14 protein-coding genes and 1 riboswitch are annotated in these 17,250 nt (G+C 41.7%); of the genes, 3 read left to right on the top strand and 11 right to left on the bottom strand.

What is annotated here, in order from left to right; translation table 11 throughout:
* Positions 1-29: 29 nt before the first annotated feature.
* The 6 genes from P6N53_RS08895 to P6N53_RS08870 all read right to left on the bottom strand — a co-directional run bounded on the left by P6N53_RS08895 (position 30) and on the right by P6N53_RS08870 (position 8,514).
* Positions 30-1,310: a type II restriction enzyme gene (locus tag P6N53_RS08895; protein WP_304542488.1), complete on the bottom strand. Its 1,281-nt coding sequence runs from the start codon at positions 1,308-1,310 to the stop codon at positions 30-32.
* A complete protein-coding gene (locus P6N53_RS08890) occupies positions 1,303-2,139 on the bottom strand; it encodes a DNA adenine methylase (protein WP_304542487.1) in 837 nt (278 codons plus the stop codon). The genes P6N53_RS08895 and P6N53_RS08890 overlap by 8 nt, the downstream gene beginning before the upstream one ends.
* Positions 2,140-2,217: 78 nt before the next feature.
* Positions 2,218-4,752 (bottom strand): EAL domain-containing protein, encoded by a 2,535-nt coding sequence (locus P6N53_RS08885; RefSeq protein WP_304542486.1) that lies wholly within the window; start codon positions 4,750-4,752, stop codon positions 2,218-2,220.
* Between the two features lie 91 nt (positions 4,753-4,843).
* A riboswitch (cyclic di-GMP riboswitch) is annotated at positions 4,844-4,928 on the bottom strand.
* A 235-nt stretch (positions 4,929-5,163) separates the two neighbouring features.
* The gene (locus tag P6N53_RS08880; protein WP_304542485.1) at positions 5,164-5,814 is read right to left on the bottom strand and encodes a flavodoxin family protein; all 651 of its coding nucleotides are present in this window, start codon (positions 5,812-5,814) and stop codon (positions 5,164-5,166) included.
* 15 nt (positions 5,815-5,829) lie between these two features.
* Positions 5,830-6,780: a toxin-antitoxin system YwqK family antitoxin gene (locus P6N53_RS08875; RefSeq protein ID WP_304542484.1), complete on the bottom strand. Its 951-nt coding sequence runs from the start codon at positions 6,778-6,780 to the stop codon at positions 5,830-5,832.
* A gap of 180 nt (positions 6,781-6,960) precedes the next feature.
* Entirely contained in the window at positions 6,961-8,514 is a 1,554-nt protein-coding gene (locus P6N53_RS08870) for a BCCT family transporter (protein WP_304542483.1), read from the bottom strand.
* 302 nt (positions 8,515-8,816) lie between these two features.
* Between P6N53_RS08870 and rsgA the strand changes: the two genes are divergently transcribed.
* On the top strand, positions 8,817-9,896 hold the full coding sequence (gene rsgA / locus P6N53_RS08865; protein WP_304542482.1) for a ribosome small subunit-dependent GTPase A: 1,080 nt from the start codon (positions 8,817-8,819) through the stop codon (positions 9,894-9,896).
* 137 nt (positions 9,897-10,033) lie between these two features.
* Here rsgA and P6N53_RS08860 read toward each other — a convergent pair whose 3' ends face one another.
* The 4 genes from P6N53_RS08860 to P6N53_RS08845 all read right to left on the bottom strand — a co-directional run bounded on the left by P6N53_RS08860 (position 10,034) and on the right by P6N53_RS08845 (position 14,342).
* On the bottom strand, positions 10,034-10,861 hold the full coding sequence (locus tag P6N53_RS08860; protein WP_304542481.1) for a transposase: 828 nt from the start codon (positions 10,859-10,861) through the stop codon (positions 10,034-10,036).
* A 129-nt stretch (positions 10,862-10,990) separates the two neighbouring features.
* Positions 10,991-12,940 carry a carbohydrate-binding domain-containing protein gene (locus P6N53_RS08855; RefSeq protein ID WP_304542480.1) on the bottom strand — a complete coding sequence of 650 codons (1,950 nt, stop codon included), beginning with the start codon at positions 12,938-12,940 and terminating at the stop codon, positions 10,991-10,993.
* A gap of 15 nt (positions 12,941-12,955) precedes the next feature.
* A complete protein-coding gene (locus P6N53_RS08850; protein WP_304542479.1) occupies positions 12,956-13,633 on the bottom strand; it encodes a DUF4956 domain-containing protein in 678 nt (225 codons plus the stop codon).
* Positions 13,626-14,342 (bottom strand): polyphosphate polymerase domain-containing protein, encoded by a 717-nt coding sequence (locus P6N53_RS08845; protein WP_304542478.1) that lies wholly within the window; start codon positions 14,340-14,342, stop codon positions 13,626-13,628. Before P6N53_RS08845 ends, P6N53_RS08850 begins: the two co-directional genes overlap by 8 nt.
* 167 nt (positions 14,343-14,509) lie before the next feature.
* On the opposite strand from P6N53_RS08845, the gene P6N53_RS08840 reads away from it, so the two are divergent.
* Together P6N53_RS08840 and P6N53_RS08835 are read left to right on the top strand one after the other, a co-directional pair.
* Entirely contained in the window at positions 14,510-15,187 is a 678-nt protein-coding gene (locus tag P6N53_RS08840; RefSeq protein ID WP_304542477.1) for a response regulator transcription factor, read from the top strand.
* The gene (locus P6N53_RS08835; protein WP_304542476.1) at positions 15,184-16,422 is read left to right on the top strand and encodes a sensor histidine kinase; all 1,239 of its coding nucleotides are present in this window, start codon (positions 15,184-15,186) and stop codon (positions 16,420-16,422) included. The genes P6N53_RS08840 and P6N53_RS08835 overlap by 4 nt, the downstream gene beginning before the upstream one ends.
* Positions 16,423-16,483: 61 nt before the next feature.
* Here the strand turns inward: P6N53_RS08835 and P6N53_RS08830 are convergent, their stop codons facing one another.
* Positions 16,484-17,248, bottom strand: coding sequence for a response regulator transcription factor (locus tag P6N53_RS08830; RefSeq protein WP_304542475.1), 765 nt, complete (start codon positions 17,246-17,248; stop codon positions 16,484-16,486).
* Positions 17,249-17,250: the final 2 nt, after the last annotated feature.

Here is a 17,250-nt window from a genome sequence, read left to right as displayed (position 1 = left end):
TAAAAAATCAAAGGCCATATGCCTTTGATTTATCTTTGTAAATCCATGATCCATTTGAGCCAACCTGCTATGGTGGAGGCCCTTCTTCTAAAGGTGCTTTCGGATTCAACCCTATAAAGCTGAGATTTCTTCATTATATCAACTATTTCATCCTTTGCAGGTATTTTTCCTATGGTAAAACACCGTCTTAACGTGTCGTAAAAAGGCTTGTGTTTAGCTATCAATTCAACAAACTTTAATTGCCGGGCTTTATATTTAAGCTGAAAAATCCTTTCTCCTTCACTTGTTAGGACATAAGCCACAGAGCCCTTTTCCTTCTGTTTATCTACCAGCCCTAAATATCTTGCAGCATCTGTATAATAGTTGGTCTGCCTTGGATCAAAATCGTAATTAGTGGTAATTTCATCCCTTGTCATGTTATTTTGATATAGCAGCTCACATAAGTTGATAACTCTCCTAAAGCTATCTGCCTGGGGAAAGGGTATCTCGGGTTCGGATACAAGCTGTACCCTTTCAAAAACCTGCAAAAGCTCACCTAAATTAATATCGACTGTCTCAATACTGTAATTTTTCTGCTTAACCAATAGGAGGGAATTGTAATTATTTATATCTTCAAAAACATATTCGTAGAGGGAATAAATGCCGTTTGTATAAACCATAAAAATAGGTTTGACCTGTTTCAAAACCTTTCCCGACCATAATCTATAGGGATAGTATAATTGCCTGATCAGGAAATCATCTGAGATAGAATTTTTTGCCTCTATTAAAGTGAGATAATCATACCCCTCATAACCCCCATCGATTTCAATTTGGGAATTAACAACATTTACAGGCATACCCTTACCGGTGGCTGTATTTCTAATGCTAAAACTAAAGGAATTTGAACTCATTCTCCCGCTAACGGTGGGCAATAAATTTTGGTCTTGAACAAAGTCGGCTATAATTCCAGAGACAAAGGCACAATTGATGGCTGTGGATTCACTGCTGATATTATCATAGTCTATACTCTGCAAATACTCGGGGAAGGGTACTTTAGAAATCCCGGCATTTATATCTTTAAGCTCCTGGTAAGCCTCAAAAGGGGATATTACATAGCTTCCACGGGTAATGGGCAAAATTGATAACTTATTGTCGCTAAAAACCTTTGGTAAGTTTGCCCTGTGGTCAAACTTTGTCATAAGTCTGGCCTCACGAAGCTTATTTATTTGCGTGGCAGAAATCTCAAAACTGCCCTCCCTTTGTATGGCAGGAATTATTTTATAAATTTCGAACAACTTCTCCCAAGCCTCGTCATTCTTGGTCTTACTCAAAGTTTCTCACCAGCACTTCATCAACTTCTCCCCTTAATTCTCCCTTTGAGTTGATCGCCCTTTTAGCTTGAATGATTTCTACTCTATAATCCCTATACAGGTGCTTTATGAAGTCTGTTGCCGAGTTGGATAGTAAAAATTTGACACCTTTATTATTAAGGGTGTCACATAGCTTTTTAAGTCGCTCCTGTTCCGCCCTATTAAACCCACCTTTATCGTAACCAGTGAAATTAGCACTGCTTGAAACCGGATCATAGGGTGGATCAAAATACACGAAGCTCCCCTTTCTTATACCCTTTACAACATCTTCAAAGTCGCCATTTAAAAAGGTAATTTTGGCTTTATTAAAATAATTATTTACTGCCCTGAGGGTAATCTCATTTACAATATTTGGGTTCCTATATTTACCAAAGGGTGCATTAAACTCCCCCGCTCTGTTTACCCTAAAAAGCCCATTGTAGCAGGTTTTGTTCAAATATATAATTCTGGAGGCTTTCTCAACCTGGGTTAGCCTGCTATATTTCTCTTTGTCCCTGTCTAATTCCCTTATCTGATAAAAGTACTCAGGCTGGTTCTTATGCTTCGCTAAATCTTTGATGAGGCTTTCCACGTCATATTTAATTACTTGATATACATTCATTAATTCAGAATTAATATCGTTAATTACGGCCTTATGGGGTTGGATATGAAAAAGAACCGCGGCACCTCCGATGAATGGCTCGTAATAAGTAGTAAATTTGTCCGGTACGTATTTTTTTATCTCCTCAATAAGCTGCCTCTTGCCCCCGGCCCATTTCAGAATAGGAGAAACAAGTTTATTCTTTTTCATTTATTCCTCCGGATTTAACTTGTTTGTGTTACCATTCTTCGCCTATCCCAAAATTCCCTACAACCATTCTCTTTTTTCTTATAATATCTGTTCTAGGGGAGAGGGCATGCCTAAATAATAGCCCTGTCCACAATCCACATTAAGATCCTTTAATATTGATAATATCTGCTCGTTCTCTACATATTCAGCAATTGTGGATTTCCCCAAGGTGTGGGCAACAGCATTCATGGCTTTAATGAGAGCCCTTTTAGTATAATCTGAGTCTAAGTCCCGTACAAAGGAGCCATCTATTTTCAGAAAATCTACCGGCAGCAAATGTAGATGTGTAAATGACGAAAATCCAACGCCAAAATCATCCAGGGCAAACTTACAGCCTATCTCTTTTAGTTTGCGAATCCAGTGTTCGGCCCTAGGCAAATCCTTTATAGCGGTGGTTTCCGTAATTTCAAAACCAATACGATTGGCCTCAACCCCACTTTGTTTGATATAATTAGTTATTGTTTTAAGTAACTCTTCATCCCCTAGACTACTTGCAGATATATTCACAAAAATATACATTTCGGGATTGTCCTTTAAGATGTCAATGGCATTATGTACCACCCAGCGATCAATTAATGATACTAAACCAAATTTCTCAGCAACCGGCAGGAAAACACCCGGCAAAACTATTCTTCCCTCATGGTCGTAGAGGCGAACTAATGCTTCGTAATGTATCAGGCTGCCATCTAATCTATAGACCGGCTGAAAGTAAAGAAGAAAATTCCCCAGCCGCAAAGCCTCTTTTATCATTAATACGATACTTTGTGATTCTGAAAGGGTTATCTTTTCCTCATCAGTTTGGATGATAACAATACGGTTTTTGCCCCCCTCCTTGGCACTGTATAAGGCTATATCGGCATATGACAGTAACCTTTGGGGGTTAATTGAACCATCAATAACAGCAATCCCAATGCTAACTGTTAAACTCAAGGTTGTTCCTTGAATAATTATCTCTTCATTTTGTATTTCTATCAAAAATCTCTCAGCAATTACCTTGGCTTCATTCAGGTTGGTGTCTTCCATAATAATTGCAAATTCATCACCGTTTAATCTTGCTATAAAATCCCCTTTACGGACCATTTGCTTAATTTTATTTGCAAATAAAATAAGCACTTTATCTCCCTCGGCATGACCAAAGGTATCATTTATTACTTTAAAATTATCAAGATCAACAAATAGCAGTGCCCCTGGGGTTGCTGCTGTGGCCTCTAAAATAACCTCCTGGAGAGTATCCTCTAGGTAGTATCTGTTGGGGATAGATGTCAGGTAATCATGGGTTGCTAGATACTGAAGATGTTCTTCAACCTGTTTCCGTTCAGAAATATCGCGTATAACGCTTACTAGAACTTTCTCGTTGCCAATAAAAGCTTCTTGTAAATTAATTTCAACCGGAAAACTGCTTCCATTCTTATGGTAATGGACCGTCTCATAGGCAACTCCTTTAGGATTATAAGGGGGTCTTTGGGGATTAACCTCTGCTTCCTCACTTTTTTTGGTTAAATCGTGAAAGCTCTTACCCAGGAGTTCCCTTCGTGAATAACCGTAGAACTGGCTGGCAGATTTATTTGCTTCGATTATTTTCCCGTCCATGCCAATAAAAAAGATAATCTCCCTGGTTCTCTCCGCCAGAATCTTATATCTTGTCAAATCTTCCAGGGCTTTATCCCGCTCCATGACATTACTAATAATTTCCGCCACAACTCGAAGATGGGTTAAGTCGTCCTCCGTCCATAAGGCCGTATCCTTCACATTATCAAAGCCAATAAAACCCGTTAGTTGATTGGACATAAACACAGGTAAAACCAGAGCAGATTTTATATCTTGAGATTTAAGTATTTCTTTTTCCTTAGAAGCTTCCTCTGGAAGCTCATCAATATCATTGATGAGTATTAATTCCCCCAACTTAAGTTTGGCTATCCACCAAGGGAAAAGGGACAGTGGCAAGGCTTGTAATCTTTCTATTTGAGGTGTTACCCCTTCAGCACACCACTCGTGCGTATTACTCATCTCTCCTTGATCATAGTTAAGGGAAAATAGATAGGCACGATGTGCATCACATAACATTCCTATATCCGCTAGGGAGTCGTTTATTGCCTGGTCAAAGGAAATTGTTCCAATAAACCGGGATGAGAGTCTTTTTACCATTTCAACAAATTCTAATCTCCTGGCAATAGCCCTCGCGGACTTCTTACTTTCGGTTATATCCAGGGCCATTTCAAACCTAACATCCCGTCCGTCCGTCCAAGTTATAATTCTGTCGATAACTATAAAGTCCCTTTTTAATTGGGAATTATAGTGTTCCCATTGATAAGGTTTATGGCCATTGCCTAAAATTTTATCATTTGTACAAAAAACACAGGGCTTGTCCAAACTTTGTAATTGCTTATAGCAGATTCCCCCAACTAAATCCTTTCCATATAATTGATTTAGTGCCTGATTAGAATAAATAATCTCATAGGTGTAAGGGTCGGAAATGTAAACATACTCCTTAAGACTATTAAATATGCAATCAACAATTGATGCTATACTACAGTTCATTTTAGATTCCTTTTCCATACTGCCGGCTCCAATCATAGGGCACTAGCCCTCATCTTACTTGACTTTTCCCAAATTTATTAATAAAAAAAGCTACCTTAAGATTACCTTTAGGTAGCACGTGTCCTCTTTCGGTAACCTGGCAATCTTAACCTCCCGGCTTTAGACCCATGGCTTTGCGTCCTTATCTTTCGATAAGTTTGCCTTTATCGTTACATCTATTGTCAATGGTTCCACTAACTTATATGACAAATATTTTAGTATATTAGTCTGATAAGATGTAGGACATTCTTACTAGGAATCATAACATTCCACCAGCGTATATTCAACATTTTTCTCCAATAATTTCATAAAATCCGGGTTTAAATAAAAAATATGAACCATTACAAAAGCCGCTTCAGCTATCATAGCTAAAAGCGGCCTTTTGATTTTAACTAATGCAATCTTTATCTAATTAGATGCAGCAAGCCTTGCTCCTAATTCAACTGCCCTATTGCAGTCTTCAGGAAATATTTCTTCTCGCCTTTTTGCCTTCTGCTCTGGATCAAAAAGTTCAGCCACAACCTTGGAATAATCCTTAAACTGATAAGTATCAAAGCTATACAGGCTCTCTAAATTTCCACCAAAAAGCATCTTAAAGGCCATTTCATGCTGACTGACCTTTTGTTCATAGTCCATTTCTTTCGCCTTATCTTCAGGGATATTCATGGTGTAGATAAATCCAATATTAATCTTTTTGTTGAATAAGGATTGGGGTGGATTGGTGTATGCCAGATAGGGAAACAGTAAACGTTCCATAAAGGACCTCATTTCCCCAGTAACACTGCTGAAGTATATGGGTGAGCCTAATAAGATAGCATCGACCCCTTCAACCTTGTTTAAAATTGAACGTAAATCATCTTTTACTGCACACCTTCCATAGCTTATGCCATCCTTTGTTTTACAGGCGAAACAACTTATACAACCTTTATAATTATAATCGTAAAGGTGGATCAACTCCGTTTCCGCTCCTTGTGATGCCGCCCCCTCCAGGGCTTTATGCAAAAGGACCGCTGTGTTCCCTTGCTTTCTTGGGCTGCCATTAACTCCTAATATCTTCATAAAATTACCTCCCGATCATACTAAAATTCCACATCCATCACAGCTGGAACAGCTAGAGCAATTTGCTGATAATTTAAGTGATTCTATGGAAAAGGAATATTCTTGAATGTCAAATTCCTGCACCCCATCCTGGTAAAACATAACCTTATTGTCCGCAAACCTGATTTTAAGTGGTATAGGATCCAGTGCCTCCGGATTAAATAAGTTTGGTTTGAACCCCGGCGCGAAATGGTATTCATCACTATGACCCTGCACTTTTATTTGATTTGTTGTAGTAACCAAGGAAATCAGGACACCTTCCTCGGAAAAACAAAGGGAATTATCATCCCCATTTATTCCAATGGACTGGCAGTCGTAGGCAAAAATTTGGCCAATGGGAGTCTGAATCGGTGTTGGCCGGGCCAATTCCAGGGACTTCAGTTGTCCGTCCGGGTAAAAAGAGAGTCCGGTGCGCACATCTATGGGCCCCAAGGGGGATTTAATGGAAACCACTTCTCCCGGCCATAGGGTAATGCTTTTTAAAGAACCCTCAGGGTAGAACTGGATTCCAATGATTCGGCTTTTAAAACTCCCCCATGAAAATCTAAACTCCATCTCATAGGCAATTTTCCCCTCATCCTCCTCGGTCCAATAGCCAGATATCTTTCCATCACGGGGAAATATTCTATGAAGAGACCCGTCTTCATAAAAGGTCAGGTGTTCCGCCGGTAGGCTGCCCAGGGGAGTCGGGATTATTTTTTGCTCTTGAAGGGGTAGGTTTTTCAGAAGTCCATTGGGGTGAAAAACTACAGGTTTCCCAGTTTTCCTTCGAACTTCATTGTCCTGGAAAAGGGGCACCAAAACCCCCACAGTAGTTAACAACTCCTGGTATTCTGTCAATACACAATTTCTTAAAGCACCATCCTGATACCGATCTAAATAAGAAACCCCTTTTAGTACCCCATACCGGGTGTCTACATCTTTCATGCAACTCTCCCTTTCCATATAAATCTATCGGCAAAAGCCCTGGTTAACATCTAACCCAGGGCTTCCTTTGCTCACCACTATAATAACGAATATCGTGCCTGTTATTCCTATTATGCCAAGAAAAATCTAAACTTTCCATATTATTTTTATTAAAATTATAGTTGTATTCTAATTATAACTTTATTTTTTATCTCTTTTTTTAGCAGCCTCCGATAAACGCAGGAACCGTCTTAAATCAGCCTTTCTAATGGGCAGTGGCTCGTTTCGGAGAAGCTTAACAAAAGAAATAATAAATAGAAGCAACAATATAGTAAAGGGTAGGGCTGCAATGAGGGAAGCTGTTTGCAATGCTTCAAGACCCCCTGCATAGAGCAAAGTGCCAGCGATAGCTGACATAAGCACACCCCAAACAAACTTGGCAAATTGTGGCGGATTCAAGCTGCCCATAGTTGTCATGCTTGCCAAAATGTAAGTTGCAGAATCCGCAGATGTCACAAGAAAAGTTAAGATAAGTAAAATGGATAGGAGAGACAGGATAAAGGTAAGTGGCAGTTGTTGATATAATTGGAATAGCGCTGAAGTCAGGTCAGCATTTACAGCAGTCGCTATACCAGCATTATTCCTTAAATCAAACCATAAGGCAGTCCCGCCAAAGACCGCAATCCAGAGACAAGCAATGGCGGGGGGAATAATCATGACGCCTAATATGTATTCCCGGATGGTTCTTCCCCGGGAAACTCGAGCCACAAATGCACCTACATACGGAGACCAGGCAATAGCCCAGGCCCAATAGAAAATTGTCCAGTCACGGATCCATGTACCCCCTACATAGGGTTGCATTCTTAAACTATATTGAATAAAGTTGGCAAAATAATCCCCCAGTGCCAGTGTGAATGTTTCTAGAATAAATACGGTGGGACCCATAATAAATACAAATAGCAAAAGTACCAGCGCTAAACCTAAGTTTAAATTGCTTAAGTAACGGATTCCTTTATCAAGGCCAGTTATGGATGAAAGCATATATGCAATAAATATCACTAAAATTATTACTAGATGAGTGCTGGTGGCATTGCCAGTACGAAAAACTGAATTTAGCCCGCCACTCATCTGAAGGACTCCTAAGCCTATGGAAGTAGCAATCCCCATTACGGTTGCGATGACTGCTAGAGAATCAATTGATGATTTTACTAATGGTCGCCGTCCCATAACCGGCTCTAGTGCGGTGGAAACAAGTCCGTTCTTTTTTTTGCGGAACTGTAAAAATCCAATGACAAGACCTACTATTGCGAAAACAGACCATTGGCTGACTCCCCAGTGAAAAAAAGCATACCCCATGGCAATTCTAGCCGCTGCCTCGGTCTGGGTTTCTGTTCCTGAAAATGGTGTAGTGAAAAAGTGACTCATTGGTTCCGCAACTCCCCAAAAGACCAGTCCTACACCAAAACCTGCGGAGAACAGCATGCCGATCCACGTGAAGAAAGGGAATTGAGGTTTCTCACCTTCTTCACCTAATCGGATTGTACCGTACTTACTTATAGCCAATGCTATTAAGAAAATAATTATGATGAATACTGAAATTAAATAAAACCATCCAAAATTATAGGTTGTGAACCGAAAAAGCCTGCCGGCTATTTCCCCAAATCTATTGGGCAATACTGCCCCCAATAGCACCAGCATCATCACGATTATAGCCGACACTAAAAATACATTATTTTTCCAGACATAATTTTTCATATTTATCCCCTCAGGATCATATACTTCTATTTATCCCTAACAGTATTCCATTGGAAACAGAAGTTAATGTACCTGTTATTAAGTACCGGAAAAGATGTTTTTTACTCTTAGTTTTGTTAAAATCCTTTGAAAATGCTTCCAAGCTTACTTTTTCTTAATATGATATACTTAGATAAATGAAAGGAGATGAATTTATGTTTACAACATACAAAGCAGAGTCGGTATTATGCGGGGAGGTGCTCGCAGAGTAATACTGTCTGCCCTCCCCAAATTGCATTAATAATTATTTGGGAGGCAAACAAATGTCCTTAGAAAATTTATATAAAATTGGATTAACTGACCCCTTTAAGCAGGAAGCTACTATGTATGAGAGCCTATACCTTGCAAGGGTATCGGTACAACACAAACATCTGTATAAGGTAATAACAGAAAAAGGCGAAATACAAGCTGAGGTTTCGGGAAAGCTGGGGTTCTTCGCCAAGGATAACACTGATTACCCAGTAGTTGGCGACTGGGTAATGGTGGACCGTATGGATGATTGCGGCGGGTATGCTATCATCCGTCAGATTCTTCGTCGAAGAAGTGTCTTTGAACGCAAGGCTGCAGGCACATCCCAGCAGAGCCAGATTGTAGCCGCTAATATTGATACTGTTTTTATCTGCATGTCCTTAAACAACAATTATAATCTCAGGCGATTAGAGAGATACCTGTCCATCGCCTGGGATAGCAGGGCAACCCCCGTTGTTGTACTAACAAAATCGGACCTTTGTGATGATATACCTACTAAGCTTGCAGAAGTTTACTCTGTGGCCATCGGTGTTGATATACTTGTAACCACAAGTATTAGTGATGACGGATATACTGGGGTAAACAAATACCTTGGCAAAGGTCAAACTGTTGCCTTCATAGGTTCATCAGGAGTAGGCAAATCAACTTTAATCAATCGCATAGTGGGTTATGAGGTGCTTGCCACCAAGGAAATTGGCGGAGGAGATAAGGGCAAGCATACCACGACCTATAGACAGTTGCTTGCCCTTCCAGGAGGCGGCGTGGTCATTGACACTCCCGGCATGCGAGAACTTCAAATCGAACGGGCAGACCTTTCCAAGTCCTTTTCCGACATAGAGGAACTATCAAAAAACTGTCGCTTTAACGATTGCACCCATCAAACTGAGCCTGGCTGTGCCGTAAGTGAGGCCATTAGTACTGGAGTCCTCTCCGTGGAACGCTACAATAGCTACAAAAAACTCCAAGCAGAGCTTAAATATCAAGGTCTAAACTCACGCCAGTTGGAACATGAAAAGATCAATAGAATGTTCGGCAGTATGAGTGGCATGAAGCAAGCAAAGTCATTCTTCAAGGAAAAGAACAGGCGCAGGTAATCTAACTAAATTAATAAATGGCCGGAAGCAGCACCTTGCTGGCTTCCGGCCATACTTTCTGTCACGGGTCTCTGTCACGGGGACGGTTCCATTGACAGGAGATGTTGTGGGAACGGGGGAATAACACAAATCTATACTTAAGCCTTGTCACCGGAACCGTCCCCGTGACAACCCCCGTAACAATTTGTTGATAATCCGGCGATCCTTACTGTCTCTCGGTTGACCCTTAAGATTTCGGCAATGTCTCTCTTAGATAGATCTGATTTATTTATTAAGATATTTATTAGTGATTCCCTTATATCTTTATTTTTTCCATCTTTAAGTTCTTTTAGTGAGATACATTTTTCCTTAAGGTAATTATCTACATACCCTTGAATATTATCCCCATTAAGTTCTTTATCTTCTTCTATATCAATAAACTTTTCTACTTGTTCTTGATAATTAAAAGCAATAAATGCACTAAGTCCTCTTTCTTTATCCTCTGAAAACATCCCCAAGACCTCATCTATCTCCACCAGACAATCTACCTTATTAACAAAGTCCTTAAAGCTACTCCAAGGGTACGTATCTATCTTCCCAATCCCCGCTTTAACCGGGTTTTGATGTACATATCTAATGGCTGCTAGAAGGTAAGACTCGGTATCAATATTCTCGCTCTTATACCTATCTTGAAAAACATGTCCAACTCTTTTATATTTTTTATTAAAGTACTGGGCATAGCTTATACCTACTCTTTTCATGGTTCTACTTAAACTGTCATACCCCTCTTTAAGAACAAGATGAATATGGTTATCCATGATACTGTAAGCATAAAGATAATACTCCCCAAGTTCTTTCTTTTGCTTTAAGACCTCAATAAGCCTTTCTTTATCTGCATCATTTTTAAAGATGGATTCTTTGTTATTACCTCTCAACATTATATGGTAAACTTGCTTATCATTTAATATTCGGGCTGCCCTCGGCATTGCTTATCACCCCCATCTAACAGTACTATTATTTAATAATTCTGTCAATGAGGCCATCTTTCTGACAATGTTTAGTTTCTCTGCGACGATAATTATCAAATACAAAGACTTGTTCCATCTAAATAGCTGTTAGCTTCTGCTGTGGGGACGGGGTGTTGTCACTGGAACCGTCCCCGTGACAGGGGGGGTGCCTCTTCTTGGGCCGCCCATTCCACCGGGGCCGCCCATGCTGGTGATTTGGTCTCCGGTGTCAGAAATACTGGTGATAGTGCCAGATATGGTCACTTTTACAATTTCTGTGCCCGGGGAATAGCTTGCACCTATATATAGTCCATCACTACTGTTTCCCGCCAGGCTGCCGCCGGAGTAGAGGGTGTATGTTTTGCCCTGCTGCAATTCTGGTGTGCTGATAACAATGGATTGATAATCCTTGGCAGGGATAAAGTTTAAGATTGTTTTTCCACTCTCATCCATTAGGCTCACTGGAGTTCCAGCTTTTTGCACTGTTGAGTAGGCTACCAGCAATGAGTTCTGGGTGGAAGAGTCGGAGAAGTTCTGGGCCATGCCGGAACTACCTGCTGCCACTAAGGTCCCACCAGTAATCTCTGCCATGCGGTCATGATCCAACGGACCATTACCATTGTTTGTGGGTCCGTTAACCAGTACAGTACCACCGTCCATATATAAGGAGCCATTGGAATCAATACCATCCCCGGAGGCATTGATCACTATATAGCCGTCGGTGATGCGGATAAATGTACTGTCCCTTCCATCAACTGCATCCCTTTGGTCAAAATTTCCCTCCGGGGGTCTTCCGCCAAATACAGGGGCGGCACTGCCATCCGCAGCGTTGAGGCCGTCATCCGATGCAGTTACATGGATTTCCCCTCCATTTATGACAATGGTTTTTCCCTCTACACCTTCATAACTATTGGTGATGTCGATGGTTCCACCGTTCACCACCACAGAAGCATCGGCGTGTATGCCATCATCACCGGCTGACAGGGTCAAAGTACCAGCAGTAATGCTAATGTCTCCATTAGAATGTAATGAATCGTCCTTGGAATCTATGTTAATGTTTCCACCAGTCACATAGACAGCGGTTTTGCCCTTAATACCCTTAGTGCTCTCTGAAGCATCTGTCTGCTCAGCTTGGTCTTTTCCCCAGCCTGGCCTCATATCATTCTGTCTGGCCACGCTGGCCTCGGCACTGCCGCCGCCTGTTTTAATGTTTATGGTGCCGCCAGTAATTTGGGCTATGGTCTCCGCCTGGATGCCGTCATTACCGGCAGTAATATCAAATGTGCCGCCGTCTATGGAAACCCAGCCTTTATCAGTGTCCTTATCATTGTTTGACTTGATCCCGTCGCCAGCGGCATTAATTACAAATGCACCACCATAGATAGCCACCATATCGCGCCCCCGCAGCCCGTCCCTGGCAGAGTTAACTATAATGTCGCCTCCGGTTATAATCAGGTCATCCTTAGAGGTGATGCCATTATTATAATTAGCCTTGACAATCAGTTCCCCGGAGCCGTTAATGGTTAAATCCTCCTTACTGAAAATAGCAGCATCAGGTTCCTCTTCGCCATCAGCAAGGATATAGGTCGCGCCATCGGTTATAGTATTTTTCGTCCCTTCCCCCAGGGTTAGAAAAACCTTATCTGCCTGCTTAACATAGATGGGAGCACTATCTGGGCAGGTAATGGACACTCCGTTAAGTACGATCTGTACCTTATCAGAGTCAGCGGCATCCACTATTATTTGTCCTTTATCCAGGGTGCCTGACAACACATATACTCCTGCAGTGGAGATGGTCAATTGCCCGCCTGAGGCTGTTGCCCCCGCTCCAGATATAGCAATAGATGAACCATTTAAGGAAATGCTGGTGGCTGTCTCGGCATCCCAGGTGCCCTCCAAATCCCGGTTGCTGTAGCCAGGGTCAATGATTGCCACCTCGTTAACGGTCATTGTCTCACTGGGTATGGCAGCTGACGAGGTGGTTTGACAACCAATTACTAAAGTGATAAATAAAATGGCAATTAGCATCGGAATCAATTTGCCGGTTCTGTAATGCATAACCTATCTCCTCCCTTATAATTCAACTTTATATGTGGGCACCCGCCCGCAGGCGATATTTAGATTGCCGTTACGGCAGCGAATCTGATCTAGCAATTCCTTTTCGGTAGACTGATTTGTCAAAACTATATGGTATTGCAGCTCATATAGACTTCCCATATTGGTGGTCTTAACCCTTATAAGCTCGGCACTTTTGGTATATCTTTCAAACAGGTCGTCGAAGATGCCCGAATAGTCGAGGCTCTCAGGAATTGTTATTTTCAATTCCTTTTCGGTTTTCTTCTGCTCACCAAAACCTGTGGTGGCCAGCAGAATGGTCATAGCCCCGATGATCATCAGAAACATTGCAGCGGCACCCAGATAACCCATGCCTGTGGCCAATCCAACGGCCATTGCCAGGAATATACTGCTTATCTCCCTAGCGCTGCCGGGTACTGAGCGAAACCTTACTAAACTGAAGGCACCCATCACAGCAATCCCGGTACCAATATTGCCATTAACCAGCATAATCACAATTTGCACCATAGCCGGCAGCAGTGCCAGGGTGACCACAAAGTTCTTGGTATATATACTGCGGTACATATATATATAAGCCACTCCAAGGCCAAGGAACAGTGAGGCTACTGTGCATAACAGCAAGCCCTCCAGGGTAATGGAGCTAGCTCCGTTGTTTGACAAAATACTTTCAAGCACTGTAAGTTCCCCCCCTATAAGTAGAATGAATCAAATTGTTTTTATAGCAGTTTCCGTACTTAGAATAGGAAGTGGGGAATATCTCAAGTTTCGTCAGTCTCTGGCTAAGCCATAGGGGTATTGCCCCGGGGATCTTTATCTCCATCAAGTGGTGTCCTTCCCCAAGGAGGGTGTTCCCCCAGGCTCCCTTGGAAAGATCCAAAACACTCTCTCGCCACCGAATGTTAGTATCAAAGGTAATTCTTAAATCTTTATTTTCTTTGCCGCAAATTGCAATACGCTCGTAGGCAATATATACTTTGGGAATAGGCTTATAAAATCCTAAAACCCAGTTAATTTCCTTTAGTATCTGGCAATTGGTGAGGGGCTGTTTTCCCTGCAGCAGATATAGTTCAGCCTCCCGAAGTGTCATTGGCACCCGCCTTTTATAGACGATACCATTGTATTTCTTTTTCAATTCCACAAATACTGTATCTTCTTTTCCAGGCACGCCATAGCTTCGAAGACGGATTTTTTCTTTGTAGACAGGCTTTTCTATGGATGCTCTGATTAGGCGATAATCCGGTGTATCGAGGTAAATATTACAGATGGTATGTGACCCATTTGAGACAACCCGGTCTTGCAAAAACCCTTTAAGGGCCTGGTACTGTTGTTCATTCATCAGGTATTTCTTCTCATATCTTTTAAATACACTCTGATATTGTGCCATAGTTGATACCTCCAAGGGGTGTGTTTTCCTGATGGACCTTATCATACAATGGTTAGCTTAAATTAGTCTGAAACAGCCCTTTCAGACTAATTTAAGCTTCCTTCATTATCATAATTGCAAGTAGAAATATTCCGCATTTATAATAAATCCACGAGGCGGGGGTATATATGCGTGTATTAATAGTGGAAGATGAGGTGCGTCTCGCAGATGCTCTGGGACAGATTATGGCTGAACAAAAATATGCTATGGATATTGTCTATAACGGTGAAGACGGCTTGGATTATGCCCTGAGCGGACAATATGATGTGATCGTGCTGGATGTTATGCTGCCAAAGCGCAGTGGTTTTGAGGTGGTACGGGAATTAAGGAATCAAAAAATTGCCACTCCGGTACTATTGCTTACTGCAAAGGACGAAATCAACGATAAGGTCATTGGATTAGATTATGGAGCTGACGATTATATGACCAAGCCCTTTGCCCCGGAGGAGCTGCTGGCCCGCATTCGCGCCCTTTCCAGAAGACAGGGAGATGTGGTACTAGAGGAAATGACCTTTGCTGACCTAACGCTAAATTTGTCCACCTATGACTTGCAGCGGGGTGAAAAATCAGTGCATCTGGGCTTCAAGGAATTTGAAGTATTGAAAATCCTGATGACCAACCCCAAAATGGTGGTTCCAAAGGAAGATTTGCTTACAAAGGTTTGGGGTGTGGACTCCCCTGCGGAGGATAACAACGTGGAGGCATACATCTCTTTTCTCCGTAAGAAGTTCTTTTTTCTAGGTTCAAAAGTTAATATCGGCACTATCCGTAAAGTGGGCTATCGTCTTGAGGCAGATGAACTATGATTATAAAGCTGCGAAGGAAATTTATCCTTGTCAATATGGCTCTGGTCAGCCTTGTGCTGCTCATCGTCTTTGGTACCATCTTCATATCAAACTACCAACGGCTGCAGGCTGAAAGTCGTGATGCTTTACACCGGGTGATCGAACAGGGCATGGACATGCCCCCGCCGAAACCGGAAATAGGGCGATTACCACCTGGGCGAAAGCCATTTCCCATAACCCCAGTTTTCTCTGTGTTCCTTGATCAAAATAATACCATTGTTTACACAACACAGCAGAATGTTTCCGTATCAGATGATGTTCTTGCAAAGGCAGTAGAAAAAGTCCTGGCCTCCGATTACCCTGAAGGAATTCTGCACGACCTGAATTTACGCTTTATGCGCAGAGACCTAATTGATGGGACAAAAATTGCCTTTGCTGACAGAACCCATGAGATAAACTCCATGCAAAGCCTTTTTCTTACATCCCTGGTGGTGGGTGCAGGTGGGTTGCTGGCCTTCTTTTTTATCAGCTTGTTTCTATCTAGTTTGGCCTTGCGCCCGGCAGAAAGGGCCTGGGAGCAGCAGCGGCAGTTTGTGGCAAATGCTTCCCATGAACTAAGAATGCCCTTGACTGTGATTTTGGCTAACATCAGTATTCTGCTGGCAAATCGTCAGGATCCTATTAGGCAGCAAATCAAATGGGTGGAAAATACTAGGTTGGAAGCCCTACGGATGAAAATGCTGGTGGATGATCTGCTGTTTTTAGCCAAATCTGATGCTGCCCATGTTCCCCTGGCATTTTCAGACCTTAATTTAAGTAATATTGTTTGGAGTTGTCTATTGCCCTTTGAACCCGTGGCCTTTGAGCAAGGTGTGACCATAAATGCTAATATCGAACCGGATATCTCACTACAAGGTAACGAAAGCCAAATAAAGCAGTTGATAGGGATTCTGCTGGATAATGCATGTAAATATGCCGATGAAAAGGGTATTGTTACAGTGACTCTGGGGCGGGAGCAAAAAAAGGTGACTTTAAGGATAAACAACACCGGCACCCCTATCTCAGCGGAAGATTTGCCCCATATATTTGAACGTTTTTATCGGGCGGATAAGTCCCGGGCCCGTGAATTGGGCGGTTACGGTCTAGGCCTGGCCATTGCCAAAAGCATCGTGGAAAATCACCATGCCAAAATCACTGCAGATAGTACGGAAAACCTAGGTACAACCTTTACGGTGAATTTCTCCTATAATAATTAAAAGGCACAGGGTACGAATTCGTATCCTGTGCCCTTATATTCTAAGATAGTCACTGACGTCATCAGACATTCTCCATATTTTCAGATAGATGTTTTCTTCTATATGCCTTTGGTGTCATATTCATTTGCTGTACAAAGACACGATTAAAATAAGACGGATCTGTGAAACCACATTCACTGGATATGCGATAGGCCGGATAGTTGGTGGTTTCCAACAATTTGCAGGCATGTTCGATCTTCAATTTATTTACATAATCTATATAGGAGACTCCTACTTCTTTCTTAAAAATCCTGCTGAAATATTGTGGATTTAAAAACAAATAGGAGGACACTTCTTGCAAGGGTAGTTTTTGTTTAAAATTATCGTGAATATATTTTATAGATTTTTCAATAAAATATATCTGGTTATTTTTTGGTTCAGTAAATTCTTCGGCGATAGTCTCTTCTTTGCCGGTGTCTACAGTAGCTAAAAGCTCCTGGAAGGCCTGCTTAAAAACGGACGGTTTGATGGGCTTCAGCAAATACTCCTGAACCTTGAGGCGAATTGCTGTTTGAGCATAGGAGAAGTCTGAACAGGCCGATAGTATCATAACGGCTGCCTGGGGAAGGAATTTCTTTATCTCCTGAAGAGCCTGCAAACCATCCATTTCAGGAATAAGTATATCCATCACTATAACATCCGGTCGATATTGCTTTGCTAACTTAACAGCCTGTATACCACTTTCGCAGGTTATTAACTTATCATTAGGCTGAAGTTCTTCGGACACAATGGATTTGAGAAATTCCAATTCGAGTAATTCATCTTCCACAATTAATACTACGCTCATTA

This window comes from Desulforamulus aquiferis (assembly GCF_030577015.1).
Taxonomy (GTDB): domain Bacteria; phylum Bacillota; class Desulfotomaculia; order Desulfotomaculales; family Desulfotomaculaceae; genus Desulfotomaculum; species Desulfotomaculum aquiferis.
The sequence above is the reverse complement of the archived record's forward strand: the minus strand, read 5'-3'. Positions and strand labels throughout refer to the sequence as shown.

Excerpts from the sequence above, each read along its gene's own strand:
- rsgA (WP_304542482.1), top strand. The coding sequence starts at position 8,817 with ATGTCCTTAGAAAATTTATATAAAATTGGATTAACTGACCCCTTTAAG.
- P6N53_RS08890 (WP_304542487.1), bottom strand. The coding sequence starts at position 2,139 with ATGAAAAAGAATAAACTTGTTTCTCCTATTCTGAAATGGGCCGGGGGC.
- P6N53_RS08840 (WP_304542477.1), top strand. The coding sequence starts at position 14,510 with ATGCGTGTATTAATAGTGGAAGATGAGGTGCGTCTCGCAGATGCTCTG.
- P6N53_RS08845 (WP_304542478.1), bottom strand. The coding sequence starts at position 14,342 with ATGGCACAATATCAGAGTGTATTTAAAAGATATGAGAAGAAATACCTG.
- P6N53_RS08835 (WP_304542476.1), top strand. The coding sequence starts at position 15,184 with ATGATTATAAAGCTGCGAAGGAAATTTATCCTTGTCAATATGGCTCTG.
- P6N53_RS08875 (WP_304542484.1), bottom strand. The coding sequence starts at position 6,780 with ATGAAAGATGTAGACACCCGGTATGGGGTACTAAAAGGGGTTTCTTAT.
- P6N53_RS08855 (WP_304542480.1), bottom strand. The coding sequence starts at position 12,940 with ATGCATTACAGAACCGGCAAATTGATTCCGATGCTAATTGCCATTTTA.
- P6N53_RS08885 (WP_304542486.1), bottom strand. The coding sequence starts at position 4,752 with ATGATTGGAGCCGGCAGTATGGAAAAGGAATCTAAAATGAACTGTAGT.
- P6N53_RS08870 (WP_304542483.1), bottom strand. The coding sequence starts at position 8,514 with ATGAAAAATTATGTCTGGAAAAATAATGTATTTTTAGTGTCGGCTATA.
- P6N53_RS08860 (WP_304542481.1), bottom strand. The coding sequence starts at position 10,861 with ATGCCGAGGGCAGCCCGAATATTAAATGATAAGCAAGTTTACCATATA.
- P6N53_RS08830 (WP_304542475.1), bottom strand. The coding sequence starts at position 17,248 with ATGAGCGTAGTATTAATTGTGGAAGATGAATTACTCGAATTGGAATTT.
- P6N53_RS08880 (WP_304542485.1), bottom strand. The coding sequence starts at position 5,814 with ATGAAGATATTAGGAGTTAATGGCAGCCCAAGAAAGCAAGGGAACACA.